The sequence below is a fragment of the Stenotrophomonas tumulicola genome (genome assembly GCF_014117215.1).
Classification (GTDB): Bacteria; Pseudomonadota; Gammaproteobacteria; order Xanthomonadales; family Xanthomonadaceae; genus Stenotrophomonas; species Stenotrophomonas tumulicola.
Genome location: NZ_JACGXS010000006.1, coordinates 128,366 through 153,601, shown reverse-complemented (window position 1 = coordinate 153,601; position 25,236 = coordinate 128,366). Strand labels below are relative to the sequence as shown.

25 protein-coding genes and 1 other RNA gene are annotated in these 25,236 nt (G+C 62.6%); 19 read left to right on the top strand and 7 right to left on the bottom strand.

The features are described from left to right. Positions 1–3: 3 nt before the first annotated feature. From H4O11_RS13085 to H4O11_RS13040, 10 genes are all read left to right on the top strand, one after another. The gene (locus H4O11_RS13085) at positions 4–942 is read left to right on the top strand and encodes a VOC family protein (protein WP_182339860.1); all 939 of its coding nucleotides are present in this window, start codon (positions 4–6) and stop codon (positions 940–942) included. Next, on the top strand, positions 939–1,712 hold the full coding sequence (locus H4O11_RS13080) for an SDR family oxidoreductase (protein ID WP_220466733.1): 774 nt from the start codon (positions 939–941) through the stop codon (positions 1,710–1,712). Before H4O11_RS13085 ends, H4O11_RS13080 begins: the two co-directional genes overlap by 4 nt. A gap of 10 nt (positions 1,713–1,722) precedes the next feature. Beyond that, positions 1,723–2,061: a non-heme iron oxygenase ferredoxin subunit gene (locus H4O11_RS13075; protein WP_220466732.1), complete on the top strand. Its 339-nt coding sequence runs from the start codon at positions 1,723–1,725 to the stop codon at positions 2,059–2,061. Next, positions 2,058–2,795, top strand: a complete 738-nt coding sequence (locus H4O11_RS13070) for a class II aldolase/adducin family protein (protein WP_182339858.1) — start codon at positions 2,058–2,060, stop codon at positions 2,793–2,795. Before H4O11_RS13075 ends, H4O11_RS13070 begins: the two co-directional genes overlap by 4 nt. A gap of 111 nt (positions 2,796–2,906) precedes the next feature. Beyond that, on the top strand, positions 2,907–3,542 hold the full coding sequence (locus H4O11_RS13065) for a TetR/AcrR family transcriptional regulator (protein WP_182339857.1): 636 nt from the start codon (positions 2,907–2,909) through the stop codon (positions 3,540–3,542). A 106-nt stretch (positions 3,543–3,648) separates the two neighbouring features. Further along, positions 3,649–4,515, top strand: coding sequence for an alpha/beta fold hydrolase (locus H4O11_RS13060; protein ID WP_182339856.1), 867 nt, complete (start codon positions 3,649–3,651; stop codon positions 4,513–4,515). 1 nt (position 4,516) lies between these two features. After that, positions 4,517–5,323: a 2-keto-4-pentenoate hydratase gene (locus tag H4O11_RS13055; RefSeq protein ID WP_182339855.1), complete on the top strand. Its 807-nt coding sequence runs from the start codon at positions 4,517–4,519 to the stop codon at positions 5,321–5,323. Next, on the top strand, positions 5,320–6,264 hold the full coding sequence (locus H4O11_RS13050) for an acetaldehyde dehydrogenase (acetylating) (protein WP_182339854.1): 945 nt from the start codon (positions 5,320–5,322) through the stop codon (positions 6,262–6,264). The genes H4O11_RS13055 and H4O11_RS13050 overlap by 4 nt, the downstream gene beginning before the upstream one ends. Positions 6,265–6,275: 11 nt before the next feature. Further along, on the top strand, positions 6,276–7,304 hold the full coding sequence (gene dmpG / locus H4O11_RS13045; protein ID WP_182339853.1) for a 4-hydroxy-2-oxovalerate aldolase: 1,029 nt from the start codon (positions 6,276–6,278) through the stop codon (positions 7,302–7,304). Positions 7,305–7,532: 228 nt separating this feature from the next. Beyond that, positions 7,533–8,996, top strand: coding sequence for an alginate export family protein (locus H4O11_RS13040; RefSeq protein ID WP_182339852.1), 1,464 nt, complete (start codon positions 7,533–7,535; stop codon positions 8,994–8,996). Positions 8,997–9,369: 373 nt separating this feature from the next. Here the strand turns inward: H4O11_RS13040 and H4O11_RS13035 are convergent, their stop codons facing one another. Next, positions 9,370–9,720, bottom strand: coding sequence for a DUF6491 family protein (locus H4O11_RS13035; protein WP_182339851.1), 351 nt, complete (start codon positions 9,718–9,720; stop codon positions 9,370–9,372). An 84-nt stretch (positions 9,721–9,804) separates the two neighbouring features. Here H4O11_RS13035 and H4O11_RS13030 point away from each other — a divergent pair, with 84 nt between their 5' ends. The 3 genes from H4O11_RS13030 to H4O11_RS13020 all read left to right on the top strand — a co-directional run bounded on the left by H4O11_RS13030 (position 9,805) and on the right by H4O11_RS13020 (position 14,604). Beyond that, positions 9,805–12,198 (top strand): hypothetical protein, encoded by a 2,394-nt coding sequence (locus H4O11_RS13030; protein ID WP_182339850.1) that lies wholly within the window; start codon positions 9,805–9,807, stop codon positions 12,196–12,198. 1,123 nt (positions 12,199–13,321) lie between these two features. Then, a complete protein-coding gene (locus tag H4O11_RS13025) occupies positions 13,322–14,092 on the top strand; it encodes a hypothetical protein (RefSeq protein ID WP_182339849.1) in 771 nt (256 codons plus the stop codon). 131 nt (positions 14,093–14,223) lie between these two features. Beyond that, on the top strand, positions 14,224–14,604 hold the full coding sequence (locus H4O11_RS13020; protein WP_246333472.1) for a transposase: 381 nt from the start codon (positions 14,224–14,226) through the stop codon (positions 14,602–14,604). 1,289 nt (positions 14,605–15,893) lie between these two features. On the opposite strand, the gene H4O11_RS13010 is transcribed toward H4O11_RS13020, so the two are convergent. The 3 genes from H4O11_RS13010 to ssrA form a co-directional block, all read right to left on the bottom strand. Beyond that, positions 15,894–16,799 (bottom strand): sel1 repeat family protein, encoded by a 906-nt coding sequence (locus H4O11_RS13010; protein WP_182339848.1) that lies wholly within the window; start codon positions 16,797–16,799, stop codon positions 15,894–15,896. 319 nt (positions 16,800–17,118) lie between these two features. Continuing rightward, entirely contained in the window at positions 17,119–17,853 is a 735-nt protein-coding gene (locus tag H4O11_RS19385) for an Arm DNA-binding domain-containing protein (protein ID WP_246333470.1), read from the bottom strand. 164 nt (positions 17,854–18,017) lie between these two features. Continuing rightward, positions 18,018–18,413, bottom strand: a transfer-messenger RNA (tmRNA) gene (ssrA, locus tag H4O11_RS13000). Positions 18,414–18,618: 205 nt separating this feature from the next. Here ssrA and H4O11_RS12995 point away from each other — a divergent pair. After that, positions 18,619–19,206: a hypothetical protein gene (locus H4O11_RS12995; protein WP_343042831.1), complete on the top strand. Its 588-nt coding sequence runs from the start codon at positions 18,619–18,621 to the stop codon at positions 19,204–19,206. Between the two features lie 124 nt (positions 19,207–19,330). Here H4O11_RS12995 and smpB read toward each other — a convergent pair whose 3' ends face one another. Beyond that, the gene (gene smpB / locus H4O11_RS12990; protein ID WP_182339847.1) at positions 19,331–19,834 is read right to left on the bottom strand and encodes an SsrA-binding protein SmpB; all 504 of its coding nucleotides are present in this window, start codon (positions 19,832–19,834) and stop codon (positions 19,331–19,333) included. Positions 19,835–19,891: 57 nt separating this feature from the next. On the opposite strand from smpB, the gene H4O11_RS12985 reads away from it, so the two are divergent. Beyond that, positions 19,892–20,320, top strand: coding sequence for a type II toxin-antitoxin system RatA family toxin (locus tag H4O11_RS12985; protein WP_182339846.1), 429 nt, complete (start codon positions 19,892–19,894; stop codon positions 20,318–20,320). A 3-nt stretch (positions 20,321–20,323) separates the two neighbouring features. After that, a complete protein-coding gene (locus H4O11_RS12980) occupies positions 20,324–20,587 on the top strand; it encodes an RnfH family protein (protein WP_182339845.1) in 264 nt (87 codons plus the stop codon). Positions 20,588–20,628: 41 nt separating this feature from the next. On the opposite strand, the gene H4O11_RS12975 is transcribed toward H4O11_RS12980, so the two are convergent. After that, positions 20,629–21,021, bottom strand: coding sequence for an outer membrane protein assembly factor BamE (locus H4O11_RS12975; protein WP_182339844.1), 393 nt, complete (start codon positions 21,019–21,021; stop codon positions 20,629–20,631). A gap of 103 nt (positions 21,022–21,124) precedes the next feature. Here H4O11_RS12975 and fur point away from each other — a divergent pair, with 103 nt between their 5' ends. Continuing rightward, a complete protein-coding gene (gene fur, locus H4O11_RS12970; protein ID WP_182339843.1) occupies positions 21,125–21,532 on the top strand; it encodes a ferric iron uptake transcriptional regulator in 408 nt (135 codons plus the stop codon). Between the two features lie 197 nt (positions 21,533–21,729). Here the strand turns inward: fur and recN are convergent, their stop codons facing one another. After that, complete coding sequence (recN, locus tag H4O11_RS12965; protein ID WP_182339842.1) at positions 21,730–23,391, bottom strand: DNA repair protein RecN; 1,662 nt, start codon at positions 23,389–23,391, stop codon at positions 21,730–21,732. A 115-nt stretch (positions 23,392–23,506) separates the two neighbouring features. Between recN and hrcA the strand changes: the two genes are divergently transcribed. Both hrcA and grpE read left to right on the top strand, forming a co-directional pair. Then, the gene (gene hrcA / locus H4O11_RS12960; RefSeq protein WP_182339841.1) at positions 23,507–24,571 is read left to right on the top strand and encodes a heat-inducible transcriptional repressor HrcA; all 1,065 of its coding nucleotides are present in this window, start codon (positions 23,507–23,509) and stop codon (positions 24,569–24,571) included. A gap of 63 nt (positions 24,572–24,634) precedes the next feature. Next, on the top strand, positions 24,635–25,144 hold the full coding sequence (gene grpE, locus H4O11_RS12955) for a nucleotide exchange factor GrpE (RefSeq protein WP_182339840.1): 510 nt from the start codon (positions 24,635–24,637) through the stop codon (positions 25,142–25,144). The last annotated feature ends 92 nt before the right edge of the window (positions 25,145–25,236 follow it).

Below are 25,236 nucleotides of genomic sequence, written 5' to 3'. Positions count from 1 at the left end.
TCCATGAAAGTTCCTTTCAGATACAAGAAACTGGCCTATGCCGCCCTCAATGTGACCGAGCTGCAGCGCTCGGTCGCGTTCTACCGCGATGTGGTGGGGCTGGAGGTAGCCGAACAGGACGAGCAGGCAGCCTACCTGCGATGCAGCCGCGACCATCACAGTATCGTGCTGTACAGCGCGCCCGAGCGTGGCCTCAAGCGGGTGGCCTTCGAACTGGAAAGCGAACGGGACGTCGACGCTGCTTTTGCACACTTCCAGGCACTGGACATGGCGCCGGAGCGTGTCACCGGCACCGAGCTGAAGGCGTTGCACCAGGCTGCCGGATTCCGGGTGCGGGAACGCCATAGCGGCGTCCTGTTCGAACTGTTCAGTGGTCCGACGTTCATGGCGCGGGAGTATGTCCCCACGGTCGCAGACATCGCGCGGATCGGCCACGTGGTGATTTCCAGCTGCGATTTTCCGGGGAGCCAGGAATCGCTGGTACGCGACTTCGGCTTCAGGATCTCCGACCACATCGAAGGTCGCATCGCCTTCATGCGCTGCCATCCCAATCCGTTCCACCACACCTTTGCGGTAGGGCCGGGCAGCAAGAGTGAGTTCCACCATGTCAATTTCATGGTCACCGATATCGATGATGTGGGCAGGGCGCTCTATCGGCTCAAGCAGCATGATGTGAAGATCGTCTTCGGTCCGGGCCGACACCCCCCTTCCAACAGCGTCTTCCTGTACTTCCTGGATCCTGATGGAATGACCCTGGAATACAGCTTCGGCATGGAAGAGTTTCCAGAGGACGGTGCCCGTGAGCCGCGCTGGCTCGAACCAACACCGCAGTCGCTGGATACGTGGGGTGCCGTTCCCGATGCGCTGTTCGGTCGCAGCGGTACGATTGAAGGTGCGGCAACCAGAGCTACCGGGAAGATCACACCAAAGGTGATGGCGTGAGTGCGGTACCCGCCATCGGCGATCCGCCGCTGCAAGGCCAGGTGGCAGTGGTCACCGGCGCAGCTCACGGAATAGGCCTGGGCATTGTCGTGCGGCTGCTGGAACTGGGTGCCAACGTGGTGCTCGCCGACGTCGACCCGCAGCGGCTGGATGTTGCGATGTCAGACCTGCCAGCCGAACGCGTAGCCAGCCAGGCAGCGGACCTGTCCACCGAGGCGGCTGCACAGGCGCTGCACGGGTTCGCCATCGAGCGCTTCGGTGCGGCCGATGTCCTGGTCAACTGTGCCGGGGGAGGCGTGATCCTGCCATTCCTGTCGCACACGCCGGAGACGCTCAAGACTACGATCGACCGCAATCTGTGGACAGCACTGTGGTGCTGTCGAACCTTCCTTCCCGGCATGGTCGCGGCCGGCTATGGGCGAATCATCAATATCGGCGCGGATTCCGTGCGTAATGGCCTGGCCGACCACGCGGCCTACAACGCGGCAAAGGGCGGCGTGCATGCCATGACGACAGGTCTGGCGCGCGAGTTCGCGCGCAACGGCATCACCGTCAATACCGTGGCTCCCTGCGTGGTCAACACCGATGCGCTGGCCAGGTTCCGTGAGCGCGATCCGGAGACCGCCGAGCGTTTCATCGACGTGGTGCCGGTGGGACGAGCAGGAGAGATCAGCGAGGTCGCCTCCATGGTCGGCTACCTGGCACTGCCCGAAGCGGCGTTCGTCACCGGACAGGTGATCAGCGTCAATGGCGGCAGCACGATGCTGTGAGGAGCATGACATGAGCGAAACAAGCGAGCTGGTCGCACTGTGCGCGACCGATGACATCGAGCAGGGCGGGATCCGCCGCGGCACGCTGCCCGATGGGCATGCGGTGGCTATCTACAACGTGGACGGCGAGTACTTCGTCACTGACGACATCTGCAGCCATGGCGAGGCCTCGCTGTCCGAAGACGGCATGCTGGAAGGCCACCAGGTCGAATGCAGCTGGCACTTCGGACGCTTCGATGTACGCACCGGTGAGGCCTGCGCGATGCCCTGTGAGAAGGCGTTGCGGACCTGGCCGGTGAGGATCGAGGACGGCCGGGTCTTTGTTGATGCCGGGGAGGGCAACGCATGAGCATATCTGTCTCTCCGTCACTGCAGCGCCGAGTGCGCGTTGCGGCGCGTGCCTTGGCCCGGCACGGCCTGGTACAGGCATGGGGGCACTGCAGCGCTCGCATCGACGACCAGCATTTCCTGGTGTGTGCGTCCCGGTCGATGGGCAGGATCGGGGTAGGGGAGGACGGCACCGTCGTGCACGTCGATCGCCCCTTGCCCGACGGGGTATTGGGTGAGGTCCGGATCCACCAGCAGATCTACAAGCGTCGCCCCGCGGTAGGTGGCATCTGCCGGGTGATGCCGCCGGTGACCGTTGCACTGTCTACCTTGCGCCGCCTGCCGGTGCCACGCCACGGCGTGGGTGCTTTCAATGCCGCCTGCCGGTTCTGGGAAGATCCGCGATTGCTGCGCGATGATGGATTGGCCGGCGAACTGGCCGATTTCATGGGGGATGCGCCCTCGCTGGTGATGCGGGCCAACGGCGTGGTCACCGTGGGCGGCAGCATCGAGATGGCCGCCGGCTTTGCCTGGTGCCTGGAGGATGCCGCGCGGATGGAGGAGCGCGTCGCTTCGGTGGCGACGCTCGCTGATGTTGATGCCGGGCGGTTGGGCACTGGAGAGATTGCGCTGCGCCAGGTCAGTACCGGCAACGTATTTGAACGCCTGTGGGATTATATGGCGGGCGGCGACCCCGAAGCACTGGAAGGCGAATCCCGCTTTCCTGCCCCGGACTGGGGGCGGACATGCGCGTGATCGCGCTTGCCGGCCCGGCCCGGCCCGGCCCACGTGCAATGGAGCGCGGTTGCCCGGATGCGCACGCGCAGGGTACCTTGCACGCGATTCCCAGCAGACTTCATGGTCCCCATGGTCACAACAAAGCCCAAGGCGCGTCGAACCCAGGCAGAGCGCAGCGAGGAGACGCGGGCGCGTATCCTGGAGGCGGCGGTCAACGAGCTCAAGCACAAGGGCTATGCCGGTTTCCGCGTGAACGAAGTGGCGGTGTCGGCCAAGGTGTCGCGCGGTGCGCAGACGCACCACTTCCCGACCAAGGAAAGCCTGGTGCTGGGCGCAGTGCGCAGCCTCTACGACGACTCGTTCGCGCGCAGCATGAGGTTGATCGACTCGTTGAAGCCGGGCGAGGACGTGTTCGAAGCATTGATGCGCGATTCGGAGGCGTTCTACCTCGGGCCCAACTTCAGGATATCGGTCACCATGCTCAGCCAGGGCGATCACGAACCCACGCTGCGCCGCCAGATCCGCATCATCTCCCGCCATCGCCGCATTCCGGTGGAATCGGCCTGGCTGGATGCATTGATCCGCTGGGGGCTGCCGGACGAGCACGCCCGTACCCTGCTGTACATCACCCAGAGCGTGTTCCGCGGAATGGTGATGCGACGCTTCCTGCGCAACGATCCGGAATACACGCGATTCACCGTTGCACAATGGCGCAAGCTTGCCCAGGCGCAGATCGCGCTCCATCTCAAGCCGACCGCCGGCTGATTCCTGCGGCTGCCCAGGCGGCCTGCTTTCCTCGACAGGTCCAGCTTCCCGCATCCGCTGCGGGAGGCACGGGTGTGTCTGTCTGTTTTCACAATTGGAGAAATTCATGAGCCTGTGGCTAGACATGCTGGGGACGGAGATTCGTTACGTCCAGACCAGGAACTTCGGCAGCATCCGCGTGGCCGAAGCGGGAAAAGGCAATCCGGAGACCATCATCTTCCAGCACGGCCTCAACGGCCATCTGGAGGCCTACGCCAAGAACCTGATGGCGTTGTCGAAGGACTTCCACGTGATCGCTTTCGATTACGTGGGCCACGGTCTGTCCAGCAAGCCGGAAGTGGACTACACGCCCTATCTGTTGGCCGACCAGCTCGGCGAGCTCATGGATGCGATGGGCATCGAGAGGGCTCACCTGTCCGGCGAGTCGTTGGGCGGCTGGGTGTCGGCGATCTTTGCCACCCAACACCCCGAACGCGTGGGGCGGCTGATGTTGAACACCGCAGGTGGGTTGCCGATCATGACTGACAAGGGCCGACAGGACCTGCGGACGTTCATTGACCTCAACAAGCGCAACATCGACAACACGCCATCGTACGACTCGGTGCAAGCGCGCATGCATTGGCTGATGCATGAGAACAACCGGCACCTGGTCGACGACGAACTGGTGGACCTGCGCCTGGGAATCTACCTTCGTCCGGAAAGCAGGGCGGTGCTGCCGCGCCTGAACCGGATCATCGAGTTCCATGATGACCATCTCATCCCGTTGGAAAAGCTGCCCGCAGGCACGCTGTTCCTGTGGACGCGCGACAACCCCATCCACGACATGCCGACCGTGGAGGCAGCGCAGGCCAAGGTGCCTGGCAGCATCCTGTACGTGATGAAGGGCGATGCTGCGCACTGGCCGCAGTATGAGGCCATCGATGAGTTCAACAGCGTGGCGACGCGGTTCTTCAAGACCGGCCGGGTGGATTGAAATGCGTACAGATGATCTGGCCATCGCCGAACGCCTGTGGGAGGCCCAGCGCACGCGACATGCCTGCGCACCACTCCGTGACCTGTTGGCCGGTGATGCCGACGATGTCCAGGCGGCGCGGGCCTATGCGATACAGCAACACAACATCCAGCGTCAGCTGGATGCGGGGCGGCGCGTGGTCGGACGCAAGATCGGGTTGACCTCTCCGGTGGTGCAGAAGCAGCTGGGCGTGGATCGCCCGGACTTCGGCACGCTGCTGGACGACATGGCGGTCATCGATGGTCAACTGATCGACGCCAGCGCCCTGCTGCAGCCGAAGGTGGAAGCAGAGATTGCGCTGGTGCTGGGTCGCGATCTCACCCATGAGCGACACACCGTGGCCGACCTGATCGCCGCTATCGACCATGCAGTGGCCGCGATCGAGGTGGTGGCCAGCCGGATCGAAGGCTGGAACATCCGGTTCGTCGACACCGTCGCGGACAATGCCTCGTCCGGCCTGTTCGTCCTGGGCACTACCCCGGTGCCGCTGTCCCGCCTCGACCTGGCTGGCGCGCGCATGCACATGACCTGTGCCGGGGCGATCGTGTCCGAGGGAGTGGGCGCAGCCTGCCTTGGCAACCCACTCAATGCTGCGCGCTGGCTGGCAGACACGATGGTCCGCATCGGGACCCCGTTGCGTGCCGGCGATGTCCTCATGACCGGCGCCCTTGGGCCGATGGTCGCCGTGCAGGGGGCACAGACCTATACCGCGACCATCGACGGCTTCCCTCCGGTGCGCGCGGTCTTTACTTCAGGAGAAGGTCCATGAACGAGACAACGGAAAAGGCAGGAGTGGCCATCATCGGCTCCGGCAACATCGGTACCGACCTGATGATCAAGATCCTGCGTCATGCCAAGCACCTGCACATGGTGGCGTTCGTCGGCATCGATCCTGGATCGGATGGTCTGAAGCGCGCGGAGCGCCTCGGTGTGGCGACGGTGTCCGACGGCATTGAAGGGCTGATTGCGCATCCGGATTTTGCCTCGGTGCGTTTGGTCTTTGATGCCACGAGTGCGGGTGCTCACGCAAAGCACGAACGCCTGCTCCGCCCCCACGGTGTTCGGGTGATCGACCTGACGCCTGCGGCGATCGGGCCGTTCGTGGTTCCCGCAGTAAACCTGGACCAGCACCTTGGGGATCCCAACCTCAACATGGTGACCTGCGGCGGACAGGCGACCATACCGATGGTGCACGCGGTGGCGCGGGTCGCGCCGGTGGCGTATGCGGAGATCGTTGCCTCCATCTCCAGCAGGTCGGCCGGACCGGGTACCCGTGCCAATATCGACGAGTTCACCGAGACCACGTCCAATGCCATCGTGCGCGTTGGTGGTGCCAAGCGTGGAAAGGCAATCATCGTGCTGAACCCGGCTGATCCACCGATGGTCATGCGTGACACCGTATATTGCCTGGTCGATGGCAATGCGGACAGGGCAGCCATTGAGGATTCCGTTGCCCGGATGGCGCAGCAGGTGGCGCTCTACGTACCCGGGTATCGCTTGAAACAAGCAGTGCAGTTTGATGCCATCACTACCCGCATGCCACAGGAACCTGCTGGCCAGATCGTGGAGCGGGTCAAGGTATCGATCTTCCTCGAAGTCGAGGGAGCCGGGCACTACCTGCCGCCCTATGCGGGCAACCTGGACATCATGACCAGCGCCGCACTGGCAACCGCTGAGCGCATCGCGGCCGATCAGGCCGTCGCCGCATGAGGAATATCAGCATGTTCGACAAGACCCGGAAGATTTACGTTTCCGACGTGACCCTGCGCGATGGCATGCACGCCATCCGTCACCAGTACAGCCTGGACGATGTCGGCCGCATCGCAGCAGCACTCGATGCAGCCGGTGTGGACAGCATCGAGGTGGCCCATGGCGATGGGCTCCAGGGCTCCAGCTTCAACTACGGGTTCGGCGCCCACACTGATATCGAATGGATCGAGCGGGTGGCCCAGGTTGTCAAGCGAGCCAAGATTGCTACCTTGTTGTTGCCGGGCATTGGCACCGTGCACGATCTTGAAGCTGCCCATACGGCTGGTGCCAGCGTTGTGCGCGTGGCGACCCATTGCACCGAGGCCGACATTTCCCGCCAGCATATCGAGCATGCCCGGCGACTGGGCATGGACACGGTGGGCTTCCTGATGATGAGCCACATGACCACCCCACAGGTGCTCGCGGGCGAAGCCAGGAAAATGGAGGCATATGGGGCGACCTGCGTGTACGTGGTGGACTCGGGCGGCGCAATGAACATGTACGACATCGCCGACCGCTTCAAGGCCTTGAAGGACACGCTGGATGCCAAGACCCAGACCGGCATGCACGCGCATCATAACCTTTCACTCGGCGTGGCCAATTCCATGGTCGCGCTGGAGCATGGCTGTGACCGTGTGGATGCAAGCTTGACCGGGATGGGTGCCGGAGCGGGCAATGCCCCGTTGGAAGTGTTCATTGCTGCGGTGGACCGACTGGGGCTTCAACACGGTTGCGACGTGCGCGGGCTGATCGATGCTGCCGAAGACGTCGTGCGCCCGATGCAGGAGCGCCCGGTACGTGTTGACCGGGAGACCTTGGCGCTGGGGTATGCAGGGGTGTATTCCAGCTTTCTCCGGCATGCGGAAACGGCAGCTGGCAGGTATGGCCTCAGTGCATTCGACATTCTGGTGGAACTGGGCAATCGCGGGATGGTCGGTGGGCAGGAAGACATGATCGTCGATGTCGCGCTGGATCTGGCCCGCGCCCGCCAGACTGCCTGAGTCCCCCGAGGCATTCATCACTTGGATTGCATCCAAGTCCTTCCCGAGCCAGCCGATGGCGGACATCAGGTTTGTCCGCCATCGGCCATTGAGAAAAGTATGCCGTGAAGCCTGAAATCCACAACAGCTGAAGTCCAGCAGTCGTTCTCCCAACAGACCGCGCCCCCCACGAGCGGCAATCCATCGTCGAACGAACGGACCTGCCATGCAGGCCCGAAGGGGTTTTCCATGTCCGATATTCGTCAGAACTACAGTATCCGCATACAGTCACGTCGGGTGGCATTGACCACGGGATTGGCCACCATGCTTTTCTGCGCTGCCGCCCCTGCGTTGGCTGACACCGTCCCGGTCGGGGTCAACATCATGAAAGCGCCGCCGCCGGGGCAGCCGGTGCAACTCATCGCCTGGCTTAACGATTACAGCTACCTGCAGGATCCAAAGAACCGCACCGGGGCAGGGTGGGAGCGGTTGAGTTACATCCCGCTCGGCAATGATCCATCGCACTTTCTCAGCATTGGGGGTGAAGCACGGTATTACGCCCAGTACTGGGAACACGTGACGCTGGGTGTTCGACCGGATGACAGGAATGATTCAGTCGAACAGCGGTTGCGGCTGTATGGCGATCTGCACTGGGGGCCCAACCTTCGTGCCTTCGTGGAGCTAGGCGACAACTGGGAGTTCGGCGCTGAGTTTCCTACCCCGAACAACTTCGACTCGGTGGACGTCTCCCAGGCTTTCCTGGACCTGAGCTTCAACGCAGGTGGAAATCGCTTTACGTTCCGGCCAGGACGTTTCCAGATGCCATTGGGAAACGGCATCATGATGGGGACACGCGACGGCACTAACGTCCGCTATACCTATAACGGGCTCCGTGCATGGATGACGACGGTGGGTGGCAATCGACTGGACGTGTTTGCCGTGCGTCCCATGGCGGTGGGACGCGGAAGTTTCGACAACGACGACGACAACAGCCGCGATTTCAGTGGGGCCTATTTCGCACACCCAACCGGTAAGGGCAGCGGAGTGGACGTGTATTTCTATAACATGGGCCATGACCGGGTGGAGTTTCCTGGCCTGATTGGCGCACAGCGCCGGCAGAGTTATGGCGCACGTATGTTCGGCAAGCCGGGCCACTGGGATTACGATCTGGAAGGCGTACTGCAGCGCGGACGCTATGCCGGCGAGGATATCCGTGCCTGGGGCGTGATCAGCAACGGTGGCTTCACCTTCAGCAATACCCGCTTCACGCCCCGCCTCGGTGCGCGTTTCAATGCATTCAGTGGCGATGATGAGCCGGGCCGAGGCCGCTTGGGGACTTTCGAAGCGCCGTTTCCACGGACTGCGCTGCATACTGACGCGGGCCTGTTCGTGTTCATGAATCTGGTCAACTTCGCGCCGAGCATTGCCTTCCAGTTCACCCCCAAGGTGCGTTTCAGCGCCGGCCTGGATTTCCTCTGGCGGGAAAGCACGCAGGATGCGATCTATTACGGCGGCAGTGGGCGTCCTTTGGCGACGCCCACTACCCGCGATCGCCATGTGGCCACCAGCGTGGACCTGCAGTTGGATTATCAGGTCAACCGCAATCTGAACTTTCATCTGTTTACATCCCACATAGAAGCGGGCTCCGCGCTGCTGGCAGCAGGTGGCGCGACAACGGACTATGTGGGGATATGGGGGCAGTATCGTTTCTGAGCCCCAGGACCGAAAAACGGTGGCAGGCCGGAGCGCTGCGCAGCAAGTTGGTCTGACTACCGATGCCGTAGGCATCGGTTTAGGTCAACGTATGCTTGCTGCGTCCTGCTGCGGCAATTCCATGTTTCGCAGGCATCTTGTAGGCGGCACAAGGCTGGAGGGGGCCGTCGGTGCGGCATCAGTTGCTGGGGTAGACCGCATCACTGGACAACTCGATCTTGCCGAACGCACGTTGGTCATGGTGTCCGGGTTGAAAGTAAACACGACACCAGTGACCCGGTCGCCCGGATTGCCGCAGACTCGCCCGTTCTGCAGGCCCGACGTGTACTCGACATTGCTGACGTCACCAAAACCGACGCAACCACCACCCACTTCAATCCGGTAAAAGCGGTTTCCTCCATTCCGGCGCGGGTTTGTTTCGACCGTCAGGCCCTGGGGGCTGGCGCTCAGGCAGCGTCTTCGGGTATTGCCGGCTGCTCTTGCGCGCGATCCTGGCAAAGGTGCGGTCATCAATCGGGGCCACTGCACTGATAGCGCAGGCCCGGTCATCCACCAGCATGTGCTCACCCGGTCGCCCGCACGCCCAGCCTTCAGGTGTCTCCAAGCCAATCTCCCTGCCGTCCGGGACGCCTGCGCATTCCGCAGTGAAGTCCAGTCGATATGCCTGTCCATCGCCGCTGCGTACGGCAATCGAATCGGCTTCAGCCTGATTCACGTGCTGCACGTTACCTGCATCCAGGCAATGCGGCGCCGGTGCCGGGCCTTGCGGCGTGGATGGTCGCGTACGCAATAGCGCGGGTGCGGGTGAATGCCCGCAATCTGCAAGCAGGCGGTGGACGGGTTGTCGAACATTGGGCAGCGTCCGTTGGAAGGGTGGCTGCATATTTTCGTTTGCCGGGAACATGGGAAAGAACCGATGCGCAACCTTTCAAGCGACGCACCGCCAACGTGTGGCTTCTCGACCGTGCTTCAACGACAACTGCCCGCATGTTTCCTGGCGACGATCTGCCCGGGGCGTATCGTGGGTGTTGCCAATACTGCTGCGCGCCTGCCCCATGTGCACTCGCTGCCGGGGCAGGTATTGGCGGGCGTGCGGTCTGCTGTTGGGCGTCGTGACATCGTGGTCGGCTTGGCGATATGCGCGCTCCTGCACAATGCTCTGCCAGGCCGGCCGCAGACGCTGACGGGCCAAGCGGTGGTGGGGGCAGTGGCGGGGCTGCGCACGCTCTCCAACGCGTCCGGCGTCGGAGAGGTGTCCGGTATCAACGCAGATCCTGCGGAAAATGAGCGCGGGGTGCCTGTCGAGCAGCATATCGTCGCAGGCACGTTCCCTCGCGCTGGCGCTGTTCTTTACCAGGGCAATGACTATGACGATAGCCCTGTCACGGTCGGTTGGGGTGTCCACGCCCGTGGACGGGGACGGGTCGGGCGCCGGAAGGGCAGGCTGGGTATGGGGGGGCAGGCGGGCAACGGCGGCAAAGCGGCCAAACATGTAGACCGGCGGCGTCCCATGGGTGTTGGCGCAGGGATGAGCGCAGGCGTGAAGCACGCAGACCAGCGCGATACTTTCAGCCCGCCGGACGGTGCAGGGCCAGGCTATTCGGGGGCGGGAAAGATCAAAAAAAGAAAGAAGCCGCCTGAGCGCGCGAGCGATCCAGAACCACGTGCTGACAGGCAGAACGCAGGGCAGGGAGCAAGTGAAGGCGGCATATACGCTGGAGGGTTCCGTAGTTCATTGCCCCAGGCGCAGGATGATGACCAGGGCAACCCAAGGGTTGCCTCTACCGCGGTGGAAGGAAAGGCCTGCCTGCGCTTCGATAACCTGGACAGGACCCGTCATCAGATCAGCCGGCTGCCGCTGCTGGGGAATGAACCGGCGGCTGCCGCGGCAGATGTCCTGTTTTGTGTACATCGCGATGCCGTCGGCATGTTCCAGAACGTGTTCGCGGGAAATACGACGAGCGAAGGAGATATCGTCGCATTCCTGGCGATTCCCCATGCTCCGTGTTCCGACGGAGACGATGGGATGGTGAGGATGTATAGCGGGTTGGGCCAACTCCTTCGTGCAGAATCCCGGGAGCGTACGCCACTGGGTGACTATCGATTGTTCAGCGTGGCAACCCTTTCGGTCATCTCCGACCGGACCCGGCACGCGCATGGTGTTGCGGACGACCGTGTGATTCCCTCCAACCAGTTCACGGTGATGCGCGTTGGACAATGCATTGGGGGCGATCGGCACTTCATTTCATTCTTCGTGCGGCGTTCGGCTCCGCTACGGGAAGGCGTGAACTTCGGATTCAGCGAGATTGAGCAGGTGGGTGCGAATCTTGCTGTCCGTGACGGGAACTGGGTGTTGGAGAGCAACAGCGCAGACCTTGGCAACCTGATCCCTCGTATCGAAGACGTGTCGGCACTGCGCGTGATCGGGCGCGGGGTGGACGGAGGACCGCCAGAAGATTACCGGCATGTACGGATATCTGGTTCAAACCACGGCTTCGTTCGATTGGAAGCACTCCCCTCCCTCCCGGTGGACAGGGCGGCCGGCCTGCTGCCGGCCCAGGAAATGCAGGCACTCACGGTTGAGCGGGACGGAAGGCGATCTGCCGCCCGATCACAGATGTACAGGATGACGTTCCTCATTTCTGACGATGCCATCCTTTATGTGGATCGGGCGGGTAGGCGGGGGGCTCTCTACAATGGAATGGACGCTACCGGCTCCCGCGGCCTGTTGGCCTTGCCGGGAGCCGAAACTGAGTTCATGCAGCGTCATGGCTTGCAGGGGCGCACCCCCGGCGAGGCCATCGTCATCCTTGAAAATTATGGTTTCAGCAGGATGCCTGCGTCCGACGAGGCAGCACCGGGCACCCGTTTTCCGCTGAATGGATTCCGCATCGTTGCTGGCGGCCATGCGTCGCCGGCGTCACGGGTGGTGCGCCAGCACTGGAATGGACGGTCGGGAACCTTCGCGGTCGATGTCGATGGCAGGCAGGTGCGCTATGTCGACAAGGACGGAAGGGAGGGCACGCTGGGTTTCGCGACGGTTCGCCATCACCCGGAAGGCAGCATGGTGCTGGAGGGAAATGGGCTTCCGGACCTGCTGTTTGCCCGGCAGGCGGGTCTGCTGGAATACCTTGAGTACACGTGGCGTGACATTCGCAAGGCCATGCACGCGCAAGGTCTTGTTGAACACGAAGCCGGATGATGGCCGTGATGTGATCACCGCTGCTGCCTGTCCCATGGGTTGCAACGGATCAGGCCGAACAAAAAAGCCGGAACCCCTTGTTTGACGAGGGATTCCGGCTTTCTGTGGTCTACGAGAGACCAATCAATGGTGGAGGTGGGTGGATCGCGCCGGAGCATCTTTTTAAGTAGTTAAACTGCAAGGAGAAAGTTCTGTAGTCGCACTCTCAAAACGATACCCAATCGTAGCTGCAGGGGCGGTAGTAGGCTCGTGGGCGGCCGTTCTCAAAAGAGGACGGCATGCTGTGGAAAACTTTTGCGGCATTGGCATTGTTGGCTTGCGGACAGGCCTAGGCGCAGGGCGGTTCGATTCCGCCCACCGGAATTGAATCGAACGCAGTTCAAGCCAAGGCATGGCCGGTGGCAACGTGGGTTGAGGAGTTGTCGGCGTCACTCCGGCGGGCGGGAGTGGCGGAAGCGAAGGCACTGTCGGCGCAGGTGCTGCCGGGAGTGGCATGGTCCACGCGCGGCGCTCCAGGGACGTTTGCCGCCGTGCCGCCTGAGGGCAAGGCGGGTGGAGGCGGGGGCAACGCCAATGGCGGGGCCGCGACCAACGGACCTGCAGCTATGCCGGAAAAGTAGACGAAGCCCATGCGGTCTCCGCCGTGAGCTTCACAGGCCTCTGCAGCCGCTGCTGGGTCATACGCGTTTTTCACGAAGCCCACCGATGACCGTCTGCTGCGGGCCGTCGGCAGGGATAAAACCCAGAGCTTGGCCGTACAGGTAGCCCAGGAGCAAAAGCAGGAAGCCAAGGCAGCGGAGAGGCAGGCTCTCCAGACGCGGGATGGCACCAGGCAGGTCCGCAACTACGCCGTGGTGGCGTTTGAGCTGGCCCCAAAGGGGTTTTCGTGCAGTTTCCACGGCAGTTTGCGACGGTCGAACCCAAACCCGACCCTGCGCCGACGCGAGAGCTTGCCTCGAGGCAGCCCGCAGTGGGCCAGCCCCTGTGGCCGCCCGATATAGTCAGCCCGGCCTGTCGCCGAGGCTCTGATGCTGCCAACACGGGTCACGCCCCATGCGGATTCACAACCGCATAAGCAAGAGATGCGGGTAGTCTTGCTCCACTTCAATCGATAGGAGGTGACATGCGGGTTTTTGCAACATGCATGGAGTGCCAAAAGGAAACGGGGCATCCAAGCTTCGAGCCGTTCATGGTTCCCTACTATGAGGAAAGGATCGCCTACATTGACTGCTCGAGGGGGCACAGGTCCGCCATCATGCTTCAGGGACAGAAGTTTGAAGTTCTCATGGAGGAAGGGGCGAAGGCATTGCTCGCTGGGTTCACCCAGGGGGCGTGCTCAACATTTGCTTCTGCATTGGAGCGAACCTATGAATTCTCCTTGAGGGTCTTCATGAGGAAGCTGGGGGTTAATGCTGAAAAGTTCGAGGCCATGTTCAAAGAAATGGCCAAGATGTCGGAAAGACAGTTTGGCGCTTTCATGGCGATCTATCTGATTGAAATGGGGAAGCCCTATGCCCCCAATAAGAAAATAACTGAATTCAGAAATAATGTGATCCATAAAGGTTTGATTCCGACGCCTGAAGAGGCAAAGAGGTTTTGCTCCGAGGTCTACTCCGTAATCTTTGAAATAGCTGCTGACCTTCGGCGGGCAATGCCTGATCCCGTCAATCAAGCCGTTATGTGTGACCTGCAGGAAAGGAGCAAGAAGATTGCGCCTGATGTCCCTCGGGCAACCATGTGTGGTGGCGCATTTTTTAATCTTGCGAGTTGTGGAAACAAAGTTGATTTTTGCGAGGCGCTGGTCGCACTTGAGGAATGGGGTAGAGCGATTGAAGGGGCAATTCCAGTGATGACGGCATTGCACAGGTCCGGGGGCGAAAAGGAGGGGCTGTAGCTGCGATGAGGTAGTTCATACGTGAAAGCCTCGGGGCTTTGGCGCCGCGTCGTGAGTTCATTAGTTAACGCCGGATTGTAATGCCCCACTGATTTCCTGCTCAGGTACTACTTTCCCGGAAGGGGAAACCGATGATCGAAGTGATGGCAGAAGAGATCAAGCGCTGGACGGCCCGGTGCAAGTCAGCCCTGCTCCTGGAGATCATCCAGGGTAAGACGACGGTGGCAGCCGCCAGTCGGCAGTTCGACCTGACGCCGGCAGAGATCGAGAGCTGGGTGGAGGACGGCAAGCGCGGCATGGAGAATGCCCTGCGGGCCAAGCCTGAGGACGTGCGCGAGCAGTACGAGCGCCAGTTGAAGGATCTGCAGGAGACCTACGACAAGGCGATGCTGGAGATCCGCGCACGAAAGAACTGGCCTCCCTGCTGGCAAGGACCAGGGCTGATGCTCTCGGTCCAGCAGGGACTCAAGGACGAGCGCTTCGTGGTGTCGATGGCCAAGCTGTGCCAGTGATTTGGCGTGGCTCGTCGTAGCGTGTACTACAAGCCGACGAAGGCGTCGGGGCGGGTGAAGCCGGAGTTGGCCGAGCCGATCAGAACCATGATCGAAGCTGAGCCATCGTTCGGCTACAGGACCGTAGCGGCCCTGCTGGGATGAACAAGAACACGGTGTAGCGGATTTTCCAGCTCAAGGGCTGGCAGGTATGCAAGCGAACGCTTGGGCAACGCCCGCAGATTGAGGCCAAAGTATCTCGGGCAGAGCTGCCTGATCAACGCTGGGCGACGGATCTGTGTCGCGTATGTGGTGGCAAGGATGGCTGGCTGAGCCTGACGCTGGTGATCGACTGCAGTATGCATCAGTTACTGGGCTGGCACCTGCCGCGCACTGGCAGGGCGAGTACGGCATCAGCAGCAGTGGAGCAAGCCCTTATGTGAGGCGGGTGATCCGCACACTTAAGGAGCAGTGCGTGCATCGCCATCGCTTCGAAAGCCAGACGCACGCCCTGAGGATCATCGTGGACTGGAGCGACTACACCAAGCATTGAAGATGATGACGCCCGACGCGGCCTATGCTGCAACATTAACCGCATGACCTGAGCGAAAATCGGTGGGTCATTACATCCTCCGGGCCGGCGGTCAACCAATCATCGATCTAGGTAGGCTGCCCCCACGTCGGGAGGTGTGTAGGCATTGGCTGAATCGCGCAGACTTCGCATATCAATGCTTGGTAAATAGCCCAATCTCATTTCATCTAATTCGCAGTTTTCGACTTTATAACTTGGTGCCGAATTTATCGGCGCCAAGTCAGTTATTTAGCTTACGCGCCTACAGTAACTTCACCGTTGCATTTTCCGTAGCACCCGCCAATGGGCCCACCGCCGCCGCCGCCGGACCCGCCACCGCCACCAGGACTATCGCCCGTGCCACCGCCGCCAACACTCTCGACCGGTCGTGTCTGTACGCCTTCATAATTGCGCGAGCTGTTCAGTTTGTAGTCAACGCAGATGGTGGCTGTGCAGATCGTAATCACGTCGCCTATTTCGACCTGTGGGGCGAAGAAGTCGATGGTATCGGGGTAAGGGTCGTCTGCGAACCTTTCAAGCGCATCTTTCGCTGCCTGATCCGGATATGGCACTTGAAGCTGATTGCATTGGCTGCACGTTATTGGACCCCATCGCTTTGGTTGTGACGCAAAAACGGTATAGGCCAATGCCGTAAGGGCTGCTGTTGAAACTACTGCGACTAACAACTTGGAGGTGGTTTTCCTTGAAAATCTATCCATGATTATCCCGTGGGCTGGAACTAATTAATGCAGCATGAGGTCAGTATTTTCTCGCTACGTCCTTCGGATTCCTGTATCTGGTGCGGGGTTAGTCTTTTTGTTAAGTTTGATTGAATCCTCTGGTCGATAGGCGTCCCTGTCGCCTTGTGGGCTGCCAATCTGTAAGCATATGCTTCGACAGGGTTGGGTGGTGCAATGATTCCGTTTTTGTATACATCTGAAAGGCTGTAGAGTGCGTCTGTGCTTCCTGCCGAAGACGCTCTGTTCAAGTAGGTTATTGAGTCGTCCTTCCATTTCTGAACGAGTTCCGGCTTTAAGGAGTATTCTCTTATATCTCCCAGCACGTGGTCTGGATTGATCGAATACATGAGCATTGCCTCCAAGGATCCTTGTTCTGCTGCATTCGTCAGCCAATTTTTTTCTTGAAATTCTTCGCTGGTGAGCAGTCCTTCGCACTCTAGAAGGTTTTCTTTATCTTCCGTGGCGTTGCTCGTTGGTTTTAGTGGGCTTTCCCCTGTGCCGATCTCTTGATACATTATCCCGGCGTTGCGGAGGTGGTTCGCGCAATCAAGTGTGGCGAGGAAGATGTCATATGTCGCGACCGCATCCCCTGATTGAGATGCAGCAAGTAAGCTTTTTGCATAATTAAGCGCATCGCCAGGTGGTCGTAGCGGACCGCTTCGGCTGATCGAGAATGCTCTGCCGAGTTCCGGCTTCACAATGGCTGGAGATATTTTTCGTTCGTTTGCAAGCCTTTGAATGTTGATGGTTGCTCTAAGTTGACTGTGTTTTAGTTCGGCCGGGCTTCCGTCCGCTTCAGAAGTTTTGCGGTTAACATTTTTTTCGCCGGAAAGGTAGAGGCCCGCAGCTGCGCCGGCGGATATAATTGCGAGCAACGAGATGGTGAGTGCTTTTATCCGTTTCATGCGGCCTCTGATCTAAACAAGCTCTCCGCTGCGAGGGCTTAATATCTGACAATCGCAGTGAATGTTGGGGGCATCAATAAGGCAACTATCTGCCTTGTCGTAGGGGTTTTCCTACGGGACTACAGCCTCTTCGCGTTGTTCTCGAGCGCTTTTGTCAGGAACGTTGGCCGGTGAGGTGTTGAGATGTGGGCTCTGCGTCACGAAGCGGAGCTGCGCACCATGGTGGCGACGAAGCTGCGGTGGATCCGGAGGAATGTGGCTAGCGGGTGCTGAGGCGGGATGAGGGGGTGACGCTCTAACCGTTACTGCGGTCGTTTGGTTATCGGCTGGTGCGAGTGCCTGGACGCACTATGGTGGCATGACAAAGACCAGCATCAGCAAGGCTCAATGGGCGCGCACGAAGGCGGCTGGCCTCTGGCAACAGGCCACGGAACATGACCGTGATCGTACCGGTAGGCGGGAGGACAGGGCAGGGCAGGGCAGGGCGCCGCCGTGCTGCCAACTGTCTCCGCAGTGAGGCTGCGCGCTTCGAATCGATTGCGCGCCGCCTCCCCCCGACGCCTGACCGGGACGCATCGGAACGACGTTTCCCATGGGCAGCCGGTCCAGATAGTCGGCCCATTCCTGCATCATCCGGGTCCGCTCCACCAAGTGCGTACTTATGTACGGAGAGGCGTCCTTCTGGAACCAGGCAGCAATCTTCTTCTGGTGGTTCGGCACCCACGGGCGGGAGGTCAGCCATTCCCTGGCGACCACCTCGAAGGCTGCACCGCCGGCGGTGATGCGCGCTGCGGTGGCTGCCTTGCGCGCTCGCTGGGGTCCACCTGGCCAGCAGTCGGCGGGCGTCCTCCCGGGCTTCTCGGGCCTTGGCCAGCGACACGTCCGGGTACAGGTGGAGGGTCAGCAGCTTCTCTTTGCCGCCGGAGCGATACTTCCAGCACCAGCTCTTGGCGCCGGCCACGGTGATGAAAAGGAACAGGCCGCCGCCGTCTGCCAGCTTCTGAGGCTTGGCAGCAGGCTTGGCGCGACGGATAGCAGCGTCGGTCAGAGGCATTGGGGGTATCGGTTTTCAGTGGGCGGTTGATACCCCTAGATATACCCCCCAGCGTCTCATGGGTTGCAACGGAACAGCCCGGACAAGCATGGACAACAAAAAAGCCGGAACCCCTTGTTTGACGAGGGATTCCGGCCTTCTGTGGTCTACGAGAGACCAATCAATGGTGGAGGTGGGCGGAATTGAACCGCCGTCCGAAGGCACTCCATCCCCAGCACTACATGCTTAGCTCACCGTTGGATCTCGCCCCGAAACAGCACGGTGTGCAAAGCGCATCCCGGGACAAGCCTGTTGTGTTCTAGTGCCGGACTGACAGGCAGCCGCCCAGCTCGATTCCATGATAGTGACTCTACGCTGCGAGCATGGACACAGGCAGTTTCGAGGCTTCACCTTATGCGGCGAAGGATGACACAGGTCAACCGTTAGGCTGCGACTGCGAAATCCGAAGCGTAGTTGTCGTCGTTGGCAACTAGAGTTTTGCAGCTGGATTTACGAGGAAAGCTACCCCCTCGGCATGCGCCAAGCGACTTCACAACCCCCGTCGAAACCAATGCACCCCCGGTTTCTACAAGTGCTTGCAAGTACTGGCCCGGTTCCGGTGACGCGTGGAACAGGGCTGCCCAACGCGGTTGATGCTACGCCAATCCAGCTGAACAGTCACGCAAATGCATGATCTCGGGTAGCAACAGCCCATATTGAGCTGTTAACGTCTTGCCGACCTTCCTGCGACGTCCCCCGGGCGAGCATGGAACCTGGATTCCAGAGGTGAGGTACGTGCAGGTGGAAGCAACATACAAGCGCAGTCTGCGGCAACTGGTGGGTCCGGTCGGGGTGGGTTACCTGCGCCGGGCGGTGCCGCCAGGCTGGGTATGGGCCGGGTTGGCCGTGCTGGTAGCGGCGGCATGCTTGATCGAGCTGCCCGCCACGGCCGCTGCGGCACTGGTCGCCAGCGCGGTGGTGGTGCATTGGCCGCGCCGGAAGCGACCCTCCTTGGGCTATTGGCGGGTCATGGGCCTGCTGGTGCTGGCGCTGTTGGCCTGGGCGCCGGAGCCGGACCTGCTGTCGCACTGGTTCGAACACGGCCTGGCGGTGGCGCTGCTGGCGCTGGCCGGCGGAAGTGCGCTGACCCATGTGTTGCAGGCGCGACGCCTGTCGCGGCGTCTGCAGCATGCCGCAGACGCCATGGATGACCATTCGCTGCTGGCGCTGCTTCCCGGGGAAGCGGCCAGCCTGGCCCAGCGCTGGCGGGCGGGCGATGACAGCCATGCCAATGAGCTGGCCGTGGTGATGCACCTTGCGGTGATGCATGCGGCGTTGGCGCCGCAGATGCAGGCAGGGGCGGTGGACGCGTGAATCACGGGTAGTGCCGGAAGGCGGCCGCCGAGCATGGCTCGGCGCTACGGAGGCGGATCGGGGCAGGGGCGGCCGCCGAGTATGGCTCGGCGCTACGGAGACGGATCGGGGCACGGCGGCGCCGTCAGGCGTCGCGGTTGCCCCGGCGCATCACGCGCTGCTTCTCGATGGCCCACTCGCGGTCCTTGGCGGCATTGCGCTTGTCGTGGTCCTGCTTGCCCTTGGCCAGGGCCACTTCCAGTTTGATCTTGTTCTTGCTCCAGTACATCGCGGTGGGGACGATGGTGTAGCCATCGCGCTCCACGGCGCCGACCAGCTTGTCGATCTCGTTCCGGTGCAGCAGCAGCTTGCGCTCACGCCGGTCTTCGGCCACCACGTGGGTGGAGGCCTGGATCAACGGGGTGATCTGCGCGCCTATCAGGAAGATCTCGCCGCTTTTTACATAGGCGTAGGCATCGACGATGTTGCCGCGGCCGGCGCGGATGGACTTCACCTCCCAGCCCTGCAGGGCAAGCCCGGCCTCGAAGCGCTCTTCGATGTGGTACTCGTGCCGTGCACGCTTGTTCAACGCGATGGTTTTGTTGGCCGTCGCGTTCTTTGCTTTATCCTTGCCGCTGTTCTTGCTCATTCCCGTATTGTCTCCGATTCGGGCCCGCCCGGTCGATTACCTGCAGCCGAACCTGATATGCCAACTATCCGTCGTAGCGCCCTGGTCGAACACTCCGCGGCGCGCATGTTTGATCTGGTCAATGATGTCGCCGCCTATCCGCGTCGCTTCCGCTGGTGCTCGGCTGCGCGCATCCTGGAACAGGATGAGCAACGATTGGTTGCGCGGCTTGATCTGGGCCTGGGCTCGTTTTCGACCTGGTTCATGACCGAAAACACCCTGCAGCGCCCCAGCAGCATCGATATGAAGCTGCGTGAAGGGCCGTTCAAGAGCCTGCACGGACGCTGGGATTTCCATTCGCTGGCCGAGGACGCATGCAAGGTAACCCTGGAACTGCAGTTCGAGCCCACCTCGCGGTTGCTGGCGCCGGCGTTCGCGCTGGGCTTCCAGGGCCTGGCCGATCGCATGGTCAATGATTTCGTCCGCGTCGCTGACCAGCCGGAGTGAGCGATGAACCGTGTCGAGGTCGTGATGGCCTGGCCGGACCGGGTGCTGCAACGTTCGCTGGAGCTGGCCGAAGACGCCACCGTTGCCGATGCCATTGCCGCCGCCGCGCTGGAGGGTAGCGACGCCTGCCCGGCGGTGGCGGTTCACGGGGTGCTGGCCAGGCCGGGGCAGGTGCTGCAGGACGGGGACCGGATAGAGCTGCTGCGGCCCTTGCTGGCCGACCCGAAGGACAGCCGCCGGCGTCGCGCAAAGGCCACGGGCCGGTAGCGACGGGCCATGCCCGTCACCAGGCGGTCAGGCCACAGGGATCAACCGCCGCCCTTCTTCTTTTCCTTCGGCAGGTTGCGGCCGAACTGGCGCACGGTCTGCTGGGCCAGCTTGGCGTCCTCGGCCGGGAAGTAATCGCCTTCCCAGCGGGTCACCGCGTCATTTTCGAAGTAAACCGTGAAGTTCTTGGTCTCGGTCCGGCCGACGCGGTTCACGCGCTGGCTGGCCGTGTAGTCCCAGCGCTGGGCATGGAACGGATCGGCGACGGACGGGGTGCCCAGCAGGGCATTGACCTGCTGCTTGCTCTGCCCGACCTGGAGCTTGGACACGGCATCTTCCCGGATCAGGTTGCCCTGATAGATGGGTTGCTTGTAGATGATGCCGCAGCCCGTGGTGGACAGGGCAACGGCGGCGACCAGCAGGAGATTGCGCATCGGGAATCGCGGTTGGGGAAATCGATCCGATGATACACTCCCGGCGTGCCACCGCGACCCAATCCGAGGCAGCTGGCGCTAAATCGCCAATGAACGGAGACCTATGGAAACCCACGACCTGCGCAAAGTCGGCCTGAAGGTGACCCATCCTCGGATGCGGATACTGGCGCTGCTGGAACAGCGCACTGCCCACCATCACATGACCGCCGAAGACATCTACCGCCAGTTGCTGGAGCACGGGGATGAGATCGGCCTGGCCACCGTCTACCGCGTGCTGACCCAGTTCGAGGCAGCCGGGCTTGTGCTCAAGCACAACTTCGAAGGCGGCCAGGCCGTGTATGAGCTGGACCGCGGCGGCCACCACGACCACATGGTGGACGTGGACACCGGCAAGATCATCGAATTCGAAAGTGTCGAGATCGAAGAGCTGCAGCGGAAGATCGCGACCGATCACGGTTACGAGCTGGAAGAGCACTCGCTGGTGCTCTACGTGCGGAAGAAGCGTCGGTAACCCCGCTGCCATCGGCCGTACCTGAAGACCCGGGCATGCCCGGGTTTTTCGTTTCCGGCCCAAGGCCCCGACCATGACCCGGTAGCGCCGACCCATGGTCGGCGAGCGCAGCGGGCCGTTGCCTGAACGATTCCGCCGAGCATGGCTCGGCGCTACCAAGGCGGGGCGGACGCAGCGGACCGTCGGCAGGACGCGGCTCAGCCGGCCAGCAGCTTGCGGGCGGCGGCGCGGGCTTCCTTGCTTACTTCCACCCCGCCCAGCATGCGCGCCAGCTCTTCCTGGCGGGCTTTGTTGTCCAGCTTCTCCACCGCGCTCTGGGTCATGCCGTCCACCGGGGCCTTGCTGACCCGGTAATGGGCGTGGCCCTTGCTGGCGACCTGCGGCAGGTGGGTCACGCACAGCACCTGGCGCTTCTCGCCCAGTGCCCGCAGTTTCTGTCCGACGATGTCGGCCACCGCGCCGCCGATGCCGGAATCCACCTCGTCGAACACCATGGTCGGCACGGCGTCCAGGTCCAGCGCGGCCACTTCGATGGCCAACGAGATGCGTGACAACTCGCCACCGGAGGCTACCTTGCGCAGGGGGCGCGGTGGCTGGCCGGCGTTGGCCGCCACCAGGAACTCCACCCGTTCGGCACCCTGCGGGTCCGGCTTGCCGGCATCCTGCGGCTCCAGCTGGATCAGGAACTGGCCGCCGCCCATGCCCAGCTCGGCGATCAACCCGGTGGTGGTGGTGGACAGCTCGGTGGCCGCGCGCTGGCGGCCAGCGCTCAGTACCGCTGCCTGGCCGCGCCACGCAGCGGCGGCATTGTCGATTTCCCCGGCCAGCTTCTGCAGCCGCAGGTCGGCGCCGCGCAGCAGTTCCACTTCGGCGCGCATGCGCTCGCGTTGCGCGCCCAGCTCGTCCATCGGCACCCGGTGCTTGCGTGCCAGGTCGTGCAGGCGGCCGAGGCGGCGTTCATTTTCTTCAAACTGCTCCGGATCGGCATCCAGGTCGTCATGGACACGGTCCAGCAGGGCCAGCGCTTCCTGCAGTTGGATGCTGGCGCTGTCGATCAACGCATCCACCTCGCCCAGCCGCGCATCGTGTTCCACCATCCGGCCGAGGTCGCCGCGCACCTGCTGCAGCAGGTCAAGCGCGGAGCTGCCTTCATCCCCGTTGATGCGTGCGGTGGCGGTCTCGCAGGTGGTCAGCAGCGCACTGGCATGGGCCTGGCGACGGTGGCTGGCACCAAGCGCAACGATCGATTCGGGCTCCAGGTCTTCACTTTCCAGCTCGCGCAGCTGGTGTTCCAGGAAACCGATGCGGTCGCTGACGTCCCCTTGCTGGGACAGCGCGTCGGCCTCGTCGACCAGTGCCTGCCAGCCGGCAGCGGCCTGGCGTACGGCACGACGTTCTTCGGCGTTGCCGGCGTAGGCATCCAGCAGCGCGAGCTGCGACGGCCGGGTCAGCAGCGCCTGCTGCTCATGCTGGCCGTGGATTTCCACCAGCAGCGCCGCCAGTTCGGTCAGCTGGGACAGGGTTACCGGGCGCCCATTGATCCATGCGCGCGAACCGCCGTCGGCCCGGATCACCCGGCGCAGCTGGCATTGTTCGTCGTCGTCCAGTTCATTGTCGGCCAGCCAGCGCCGCGCGGCGGCCAGCTGTTCCAGCGCGAACTCGGCGGACAGTTCGGCGCGCGGGGCGCCATGGCGGACCACGCCGCTGTCGGCGCGCAAGCCTGACAGGAAGCCCAGGGCGTCCACCATCAGCGACTTGCCAGCGCCGGTTTCGCCGGAGACCACGGTCATGCCGGGGCCGAATTCCAGTTCGGTGGCGCGGACGACGGCGAAATCCTTGATTGATAAATGTCTGAGCATCGGTCTTATGGTCTCTCGAGCCGGGCAACGCTAGCACGCGGGGCAGGGCGGTCCAATGACTTGCCAAGCCGCCGTGAGGGCATTATCTAATGGGTGAGTCTCACAGGCTGATCCGATGTCGTCGTCTTCCGACCAACTTGCCCCACGTGCCCGCCATCTGCTGCGGACCCTGATCGCGCGCCACATCCAGGATGGCGAGCCGGTCGGGTCGCAGACGCTGGCGCGCACGTCCGGGCTGGACGTCAGTCCGGCGACCATCCGCAACATCCTGGGCGACCTGGAAGACCTCGGCCTGCTCAGCTCGCCGCATACCTCGGCCGGGCGCATTCCGACCGCGCATGGCTACCGGGTATTCGTCGACAGCCTGGTGCAGATGCATCCGCCCGGTGAGCAGGACCTCAGCCGCCTGCGCAGTGAACTGGCCAGCGGCGCCGGCACCCAGGCCCTGCTTGGGAGCGCGTCGGAACTGCTTTCGGCGATGAGCCACTTCGTTGGCGTGGTCAGCGCGCCGCGCCGCGGACAGTTCGCGTTCCGGCAGATCGATTTCGTCGCCCTGGATGCGCGCCGCGTGCTGGCCATCGTGGTATTTGCCGACAACGAAGTGCAGAACCGGGTCATCGAGGCGCGCCGGCCGTGGGAGCCGTCCGAGCTGGAGCAGGTGGCCAATTACCTCAACGCCCAGTTCGCTGGCCTGCCATTGGCGCAGATCCGCCGCCGCCTGCTGCACGAACTGCGCGACGCCCGCAGCGAGATGGAGCAACTGCTGGCGCACAGCATCGAACTGGCCGAGCAGGCCCTGGAGCCGCCGGCCGACGACATGCTGGTGGCCGGGCACACGCGGCTGATGGGGGTGCAGGACCTGTCCGACCTGGAACGCCTGCGCGAGCTGTTCGAGCTGTTTTCCAGCAAACGCGAGATCCTGCAGCTGCTGGAACGCACCATCGAGGCGCCCGGCGTACGCATTTTCATCGGCGAGGAAACCGGGGTGGTACCGCTGAAGGGGGTATCCCTGGTGACGGCGCCTTACGTGGCCGATGGCCAGGTGCTGGGCGTGCTGGGGGTTATCGGGCCCAAGCGCATGGCTTACGACCGCATGATCCCGCTGGTGCAGGCCACGGCGGAGGTGCTGGGCGCGGCCTTTTCGCCCGGCCAGGGCAACTCCGTTCCGCCTGGCGCTTGAAACGCAGCATCCCGCCCACACTAGGTGGGATGGAGGCGGGGAGTGACCGCCAGGGAAACGCACATGAACCAAGATCAGCACGAAACCGAATCCGTACAGTCCGCCGCCGAGGCCGACCTGGCCCTGCACGACCAGCTGGAGCAGCTGCGCGGCGAGCTGGAGCAGGTCAAGGCCGATGCGCTGCGTGAGCGCGCCGACCTGGACAACCAGCGCAAGCGCGTGGCCCGCGACGTCGAGCAGGCACGCCGCTTCGCCAACGAAAAGCTGCTGGGCGAGCTGCTGCCGGTGTTCGACAGCCTGGACGCCGGGCTGCAGGCCGCCGGTGACCAGGCCAGTCCGCTGCGCGACGGGCTGGACCTGACCTACAAGCAGTTGCTGAAGGTGGCTGGCGACAACGGCCTGACCCTGCTGGATCCAGCAGGCCAGGCGTTCAACCCGGAACATCACCAGGCGATCAGCCAGGTTGATGCCGGCGGCGCGGCCCCCGGTAGCGTGGTGCAGGTATTCCAGAAGGGCTACCTGCTCAACGACCGCCTGCTGCGTCCGGCGCTGGTGGTGGTCGCCCGCGACTGACCGGCCGTTCCGGGCGTGTGGCCGCCGGGCATGGCCCGGCGCTACCTGGCCCCGGTCGGCATCGTCGGACCCGCCCGGCGGAATTTTCAACC

What these genes read in the sequence shown, in the direction of transcription:
- H4O11_RS13010 (WP_182339848.1), bottom strand. Translation starts at nt 16,799, where the DNA reads ATGAAACGGATAAAAGCACTCACCATCTCGTTGCTCGCAATTATATCC.
- H4O11_RS13070 (WP_182339858.1), top strand. Translation starts at nt 2,058, where the DNA reads ATGAGCATATCTGTCTCTCCGTCACTGCAGCGCCGAGTGCGCGTTGCG.
- H4O11_RS13050 (WP_182339854.1), top strand. Translation starts at nt 5,320, where the DNA reads ATGAACGAGACAACGGAAAAGGCAGGAGTGGCCATCATCGGCTCCGGC.
- smpB (WP_182339847.1), bottom strand. Translation starts at nt 19,834, where the DNA reads ATGAGCAAGAACAGCGGCAAGGATAAAGCAAAGAACGCGACGGCCAAC.
- H4O11_RS13060 (WP_182339856.1), top strand. Translation starts at nt 3,649, where the DNA reads ATGAGCCTGTGGCTAGACATGCTGGGGACGGAGATTCGTTACGTCCAG.
- H4O11_RS13040 (WP_182339852.1), top strand. Translation starts at nt 7,533, where the DNA reads ATGTCCGATATTCGTCAGAACTACAGTATCCGCATACAGTCACGTCGG.
- H4O11_RS13065 (WP_182339857.1), top strand. Translation starts at nt 2,907, where the DNA reads ATGGTCACAACAAAGCCCAAGGCGCGTCGAACCCAGGCAGAGCGCAGC.
- H4O11_RS13085 (WP_182339860.1), top strand. Translation starts at nt 4, where the DNA reads ATGAAAGTTCCTTTCAGATACAAGAAACTGGCCTATGCCGCCCTCAAT.
- H4O11_RS13020 (WP_246333472.1), top strand. Translation starts at nt 14,224, where the DNA reads ATGATCGAAGTGATGGCAGAAGAGATCAAGCGCTGGACGGCCCGGTGC.
- recN (WP_182339842.1), bottom strand. Translation starts at nt 23,391, where the DNA reads ATGCTCAGACATTTATCAATCAAGGATTTCGCCGTCGTCCGCGCCACC.
- grpE (WP_182339840.1), top strand. Translation starts at nt 24,635, where the DNA reads ATGAACCAAGATCAGCACGAAACCGAATCCGTACAGTCCGCCGCCGAG.
- H4O11_RS13025 (WP_182339849.1), top strand. Translation starts at nt 13,322, where the DNA reads ATGCGGGTTTTTGCAACATGCATGGAGTGCCAAAAGGAAACGGGGCAT.
- fur (WP_182339843.1), top strand. Translation starts at nt 21,125, where the DNA reads ATGGAAACCCACGACCTGCGCAAAGTCGGCCTGAAGGTGACCCATCCT.
- H4O11_RS13055 (WP_182339855.1), top strand. Translation starts at nt 4,517, where the DNA reads ATGCGTACAGATGATCTGGCCATCGCCGAACGCCTGTGGGAGGCCCAG.
- H4O11_RS13075 (WP_220466732.1), top strand. Translation starts at nt 1,723, where the DNA reads ATGAGCGAAACAAGCGAGCTGGTCGCACTGTGCGCGACCGATGACATC.
- dmpG (WP_182339853.1), top strand. Translation starts at nt 6,276, where the DNA reads ATGTTCGACAAGACCCGGAAGATTTACGTTTCCGACGTGACCCTGCGC.
- H4O11_RS13030 (WP_182339850.1), top strand. Translation starts at nt 9,805, where the DNA reads ATGCCCGCAATCTGCAAGCAGGCGGTGGACGGGTTGTCGAACATTGGG.
- hrcA (WP_182339841.1), top strand. Translation starts at nt 23,507, where the DNA reads ATGTCGTCGTCTTCCGACCAACTTGCCCCACGTGCCCGCCATCTGCTG.
- H4O11_RS12985 (WP_182339846.1), top strand. Translation starts at nt 19,892, where the DNA reads ATGCCAACTATCCGTCGTAGCGCCCTGGTCGAACACTCCGCGGCGCGC.
- H4O11_RS12975 (WP_182339844.1), bottom strand. Translation starts at nt 21,021, where the DNA reads ATGCGCAATCTCCTGCTGGTCGCCGCCGTTGCCCTGTCCACCACGGGC.
- H4O11_RS12980 (WP_182339845.1), top strand. Translation starts at nt 20,324, where the DNA reads ATGAACCGTGTCGAGGTCGTGATGGCCTGGCCGGACCGGGTGCTGCAA.
- H4O11_RS19385 (WP_246333470.1), bottom strand. Translation starts at nt 17,853, where the DNA reads ATGCCTCTGACCGACGCTGCTATCCGTCGCGCCAAGCCTGCTGCCAAG.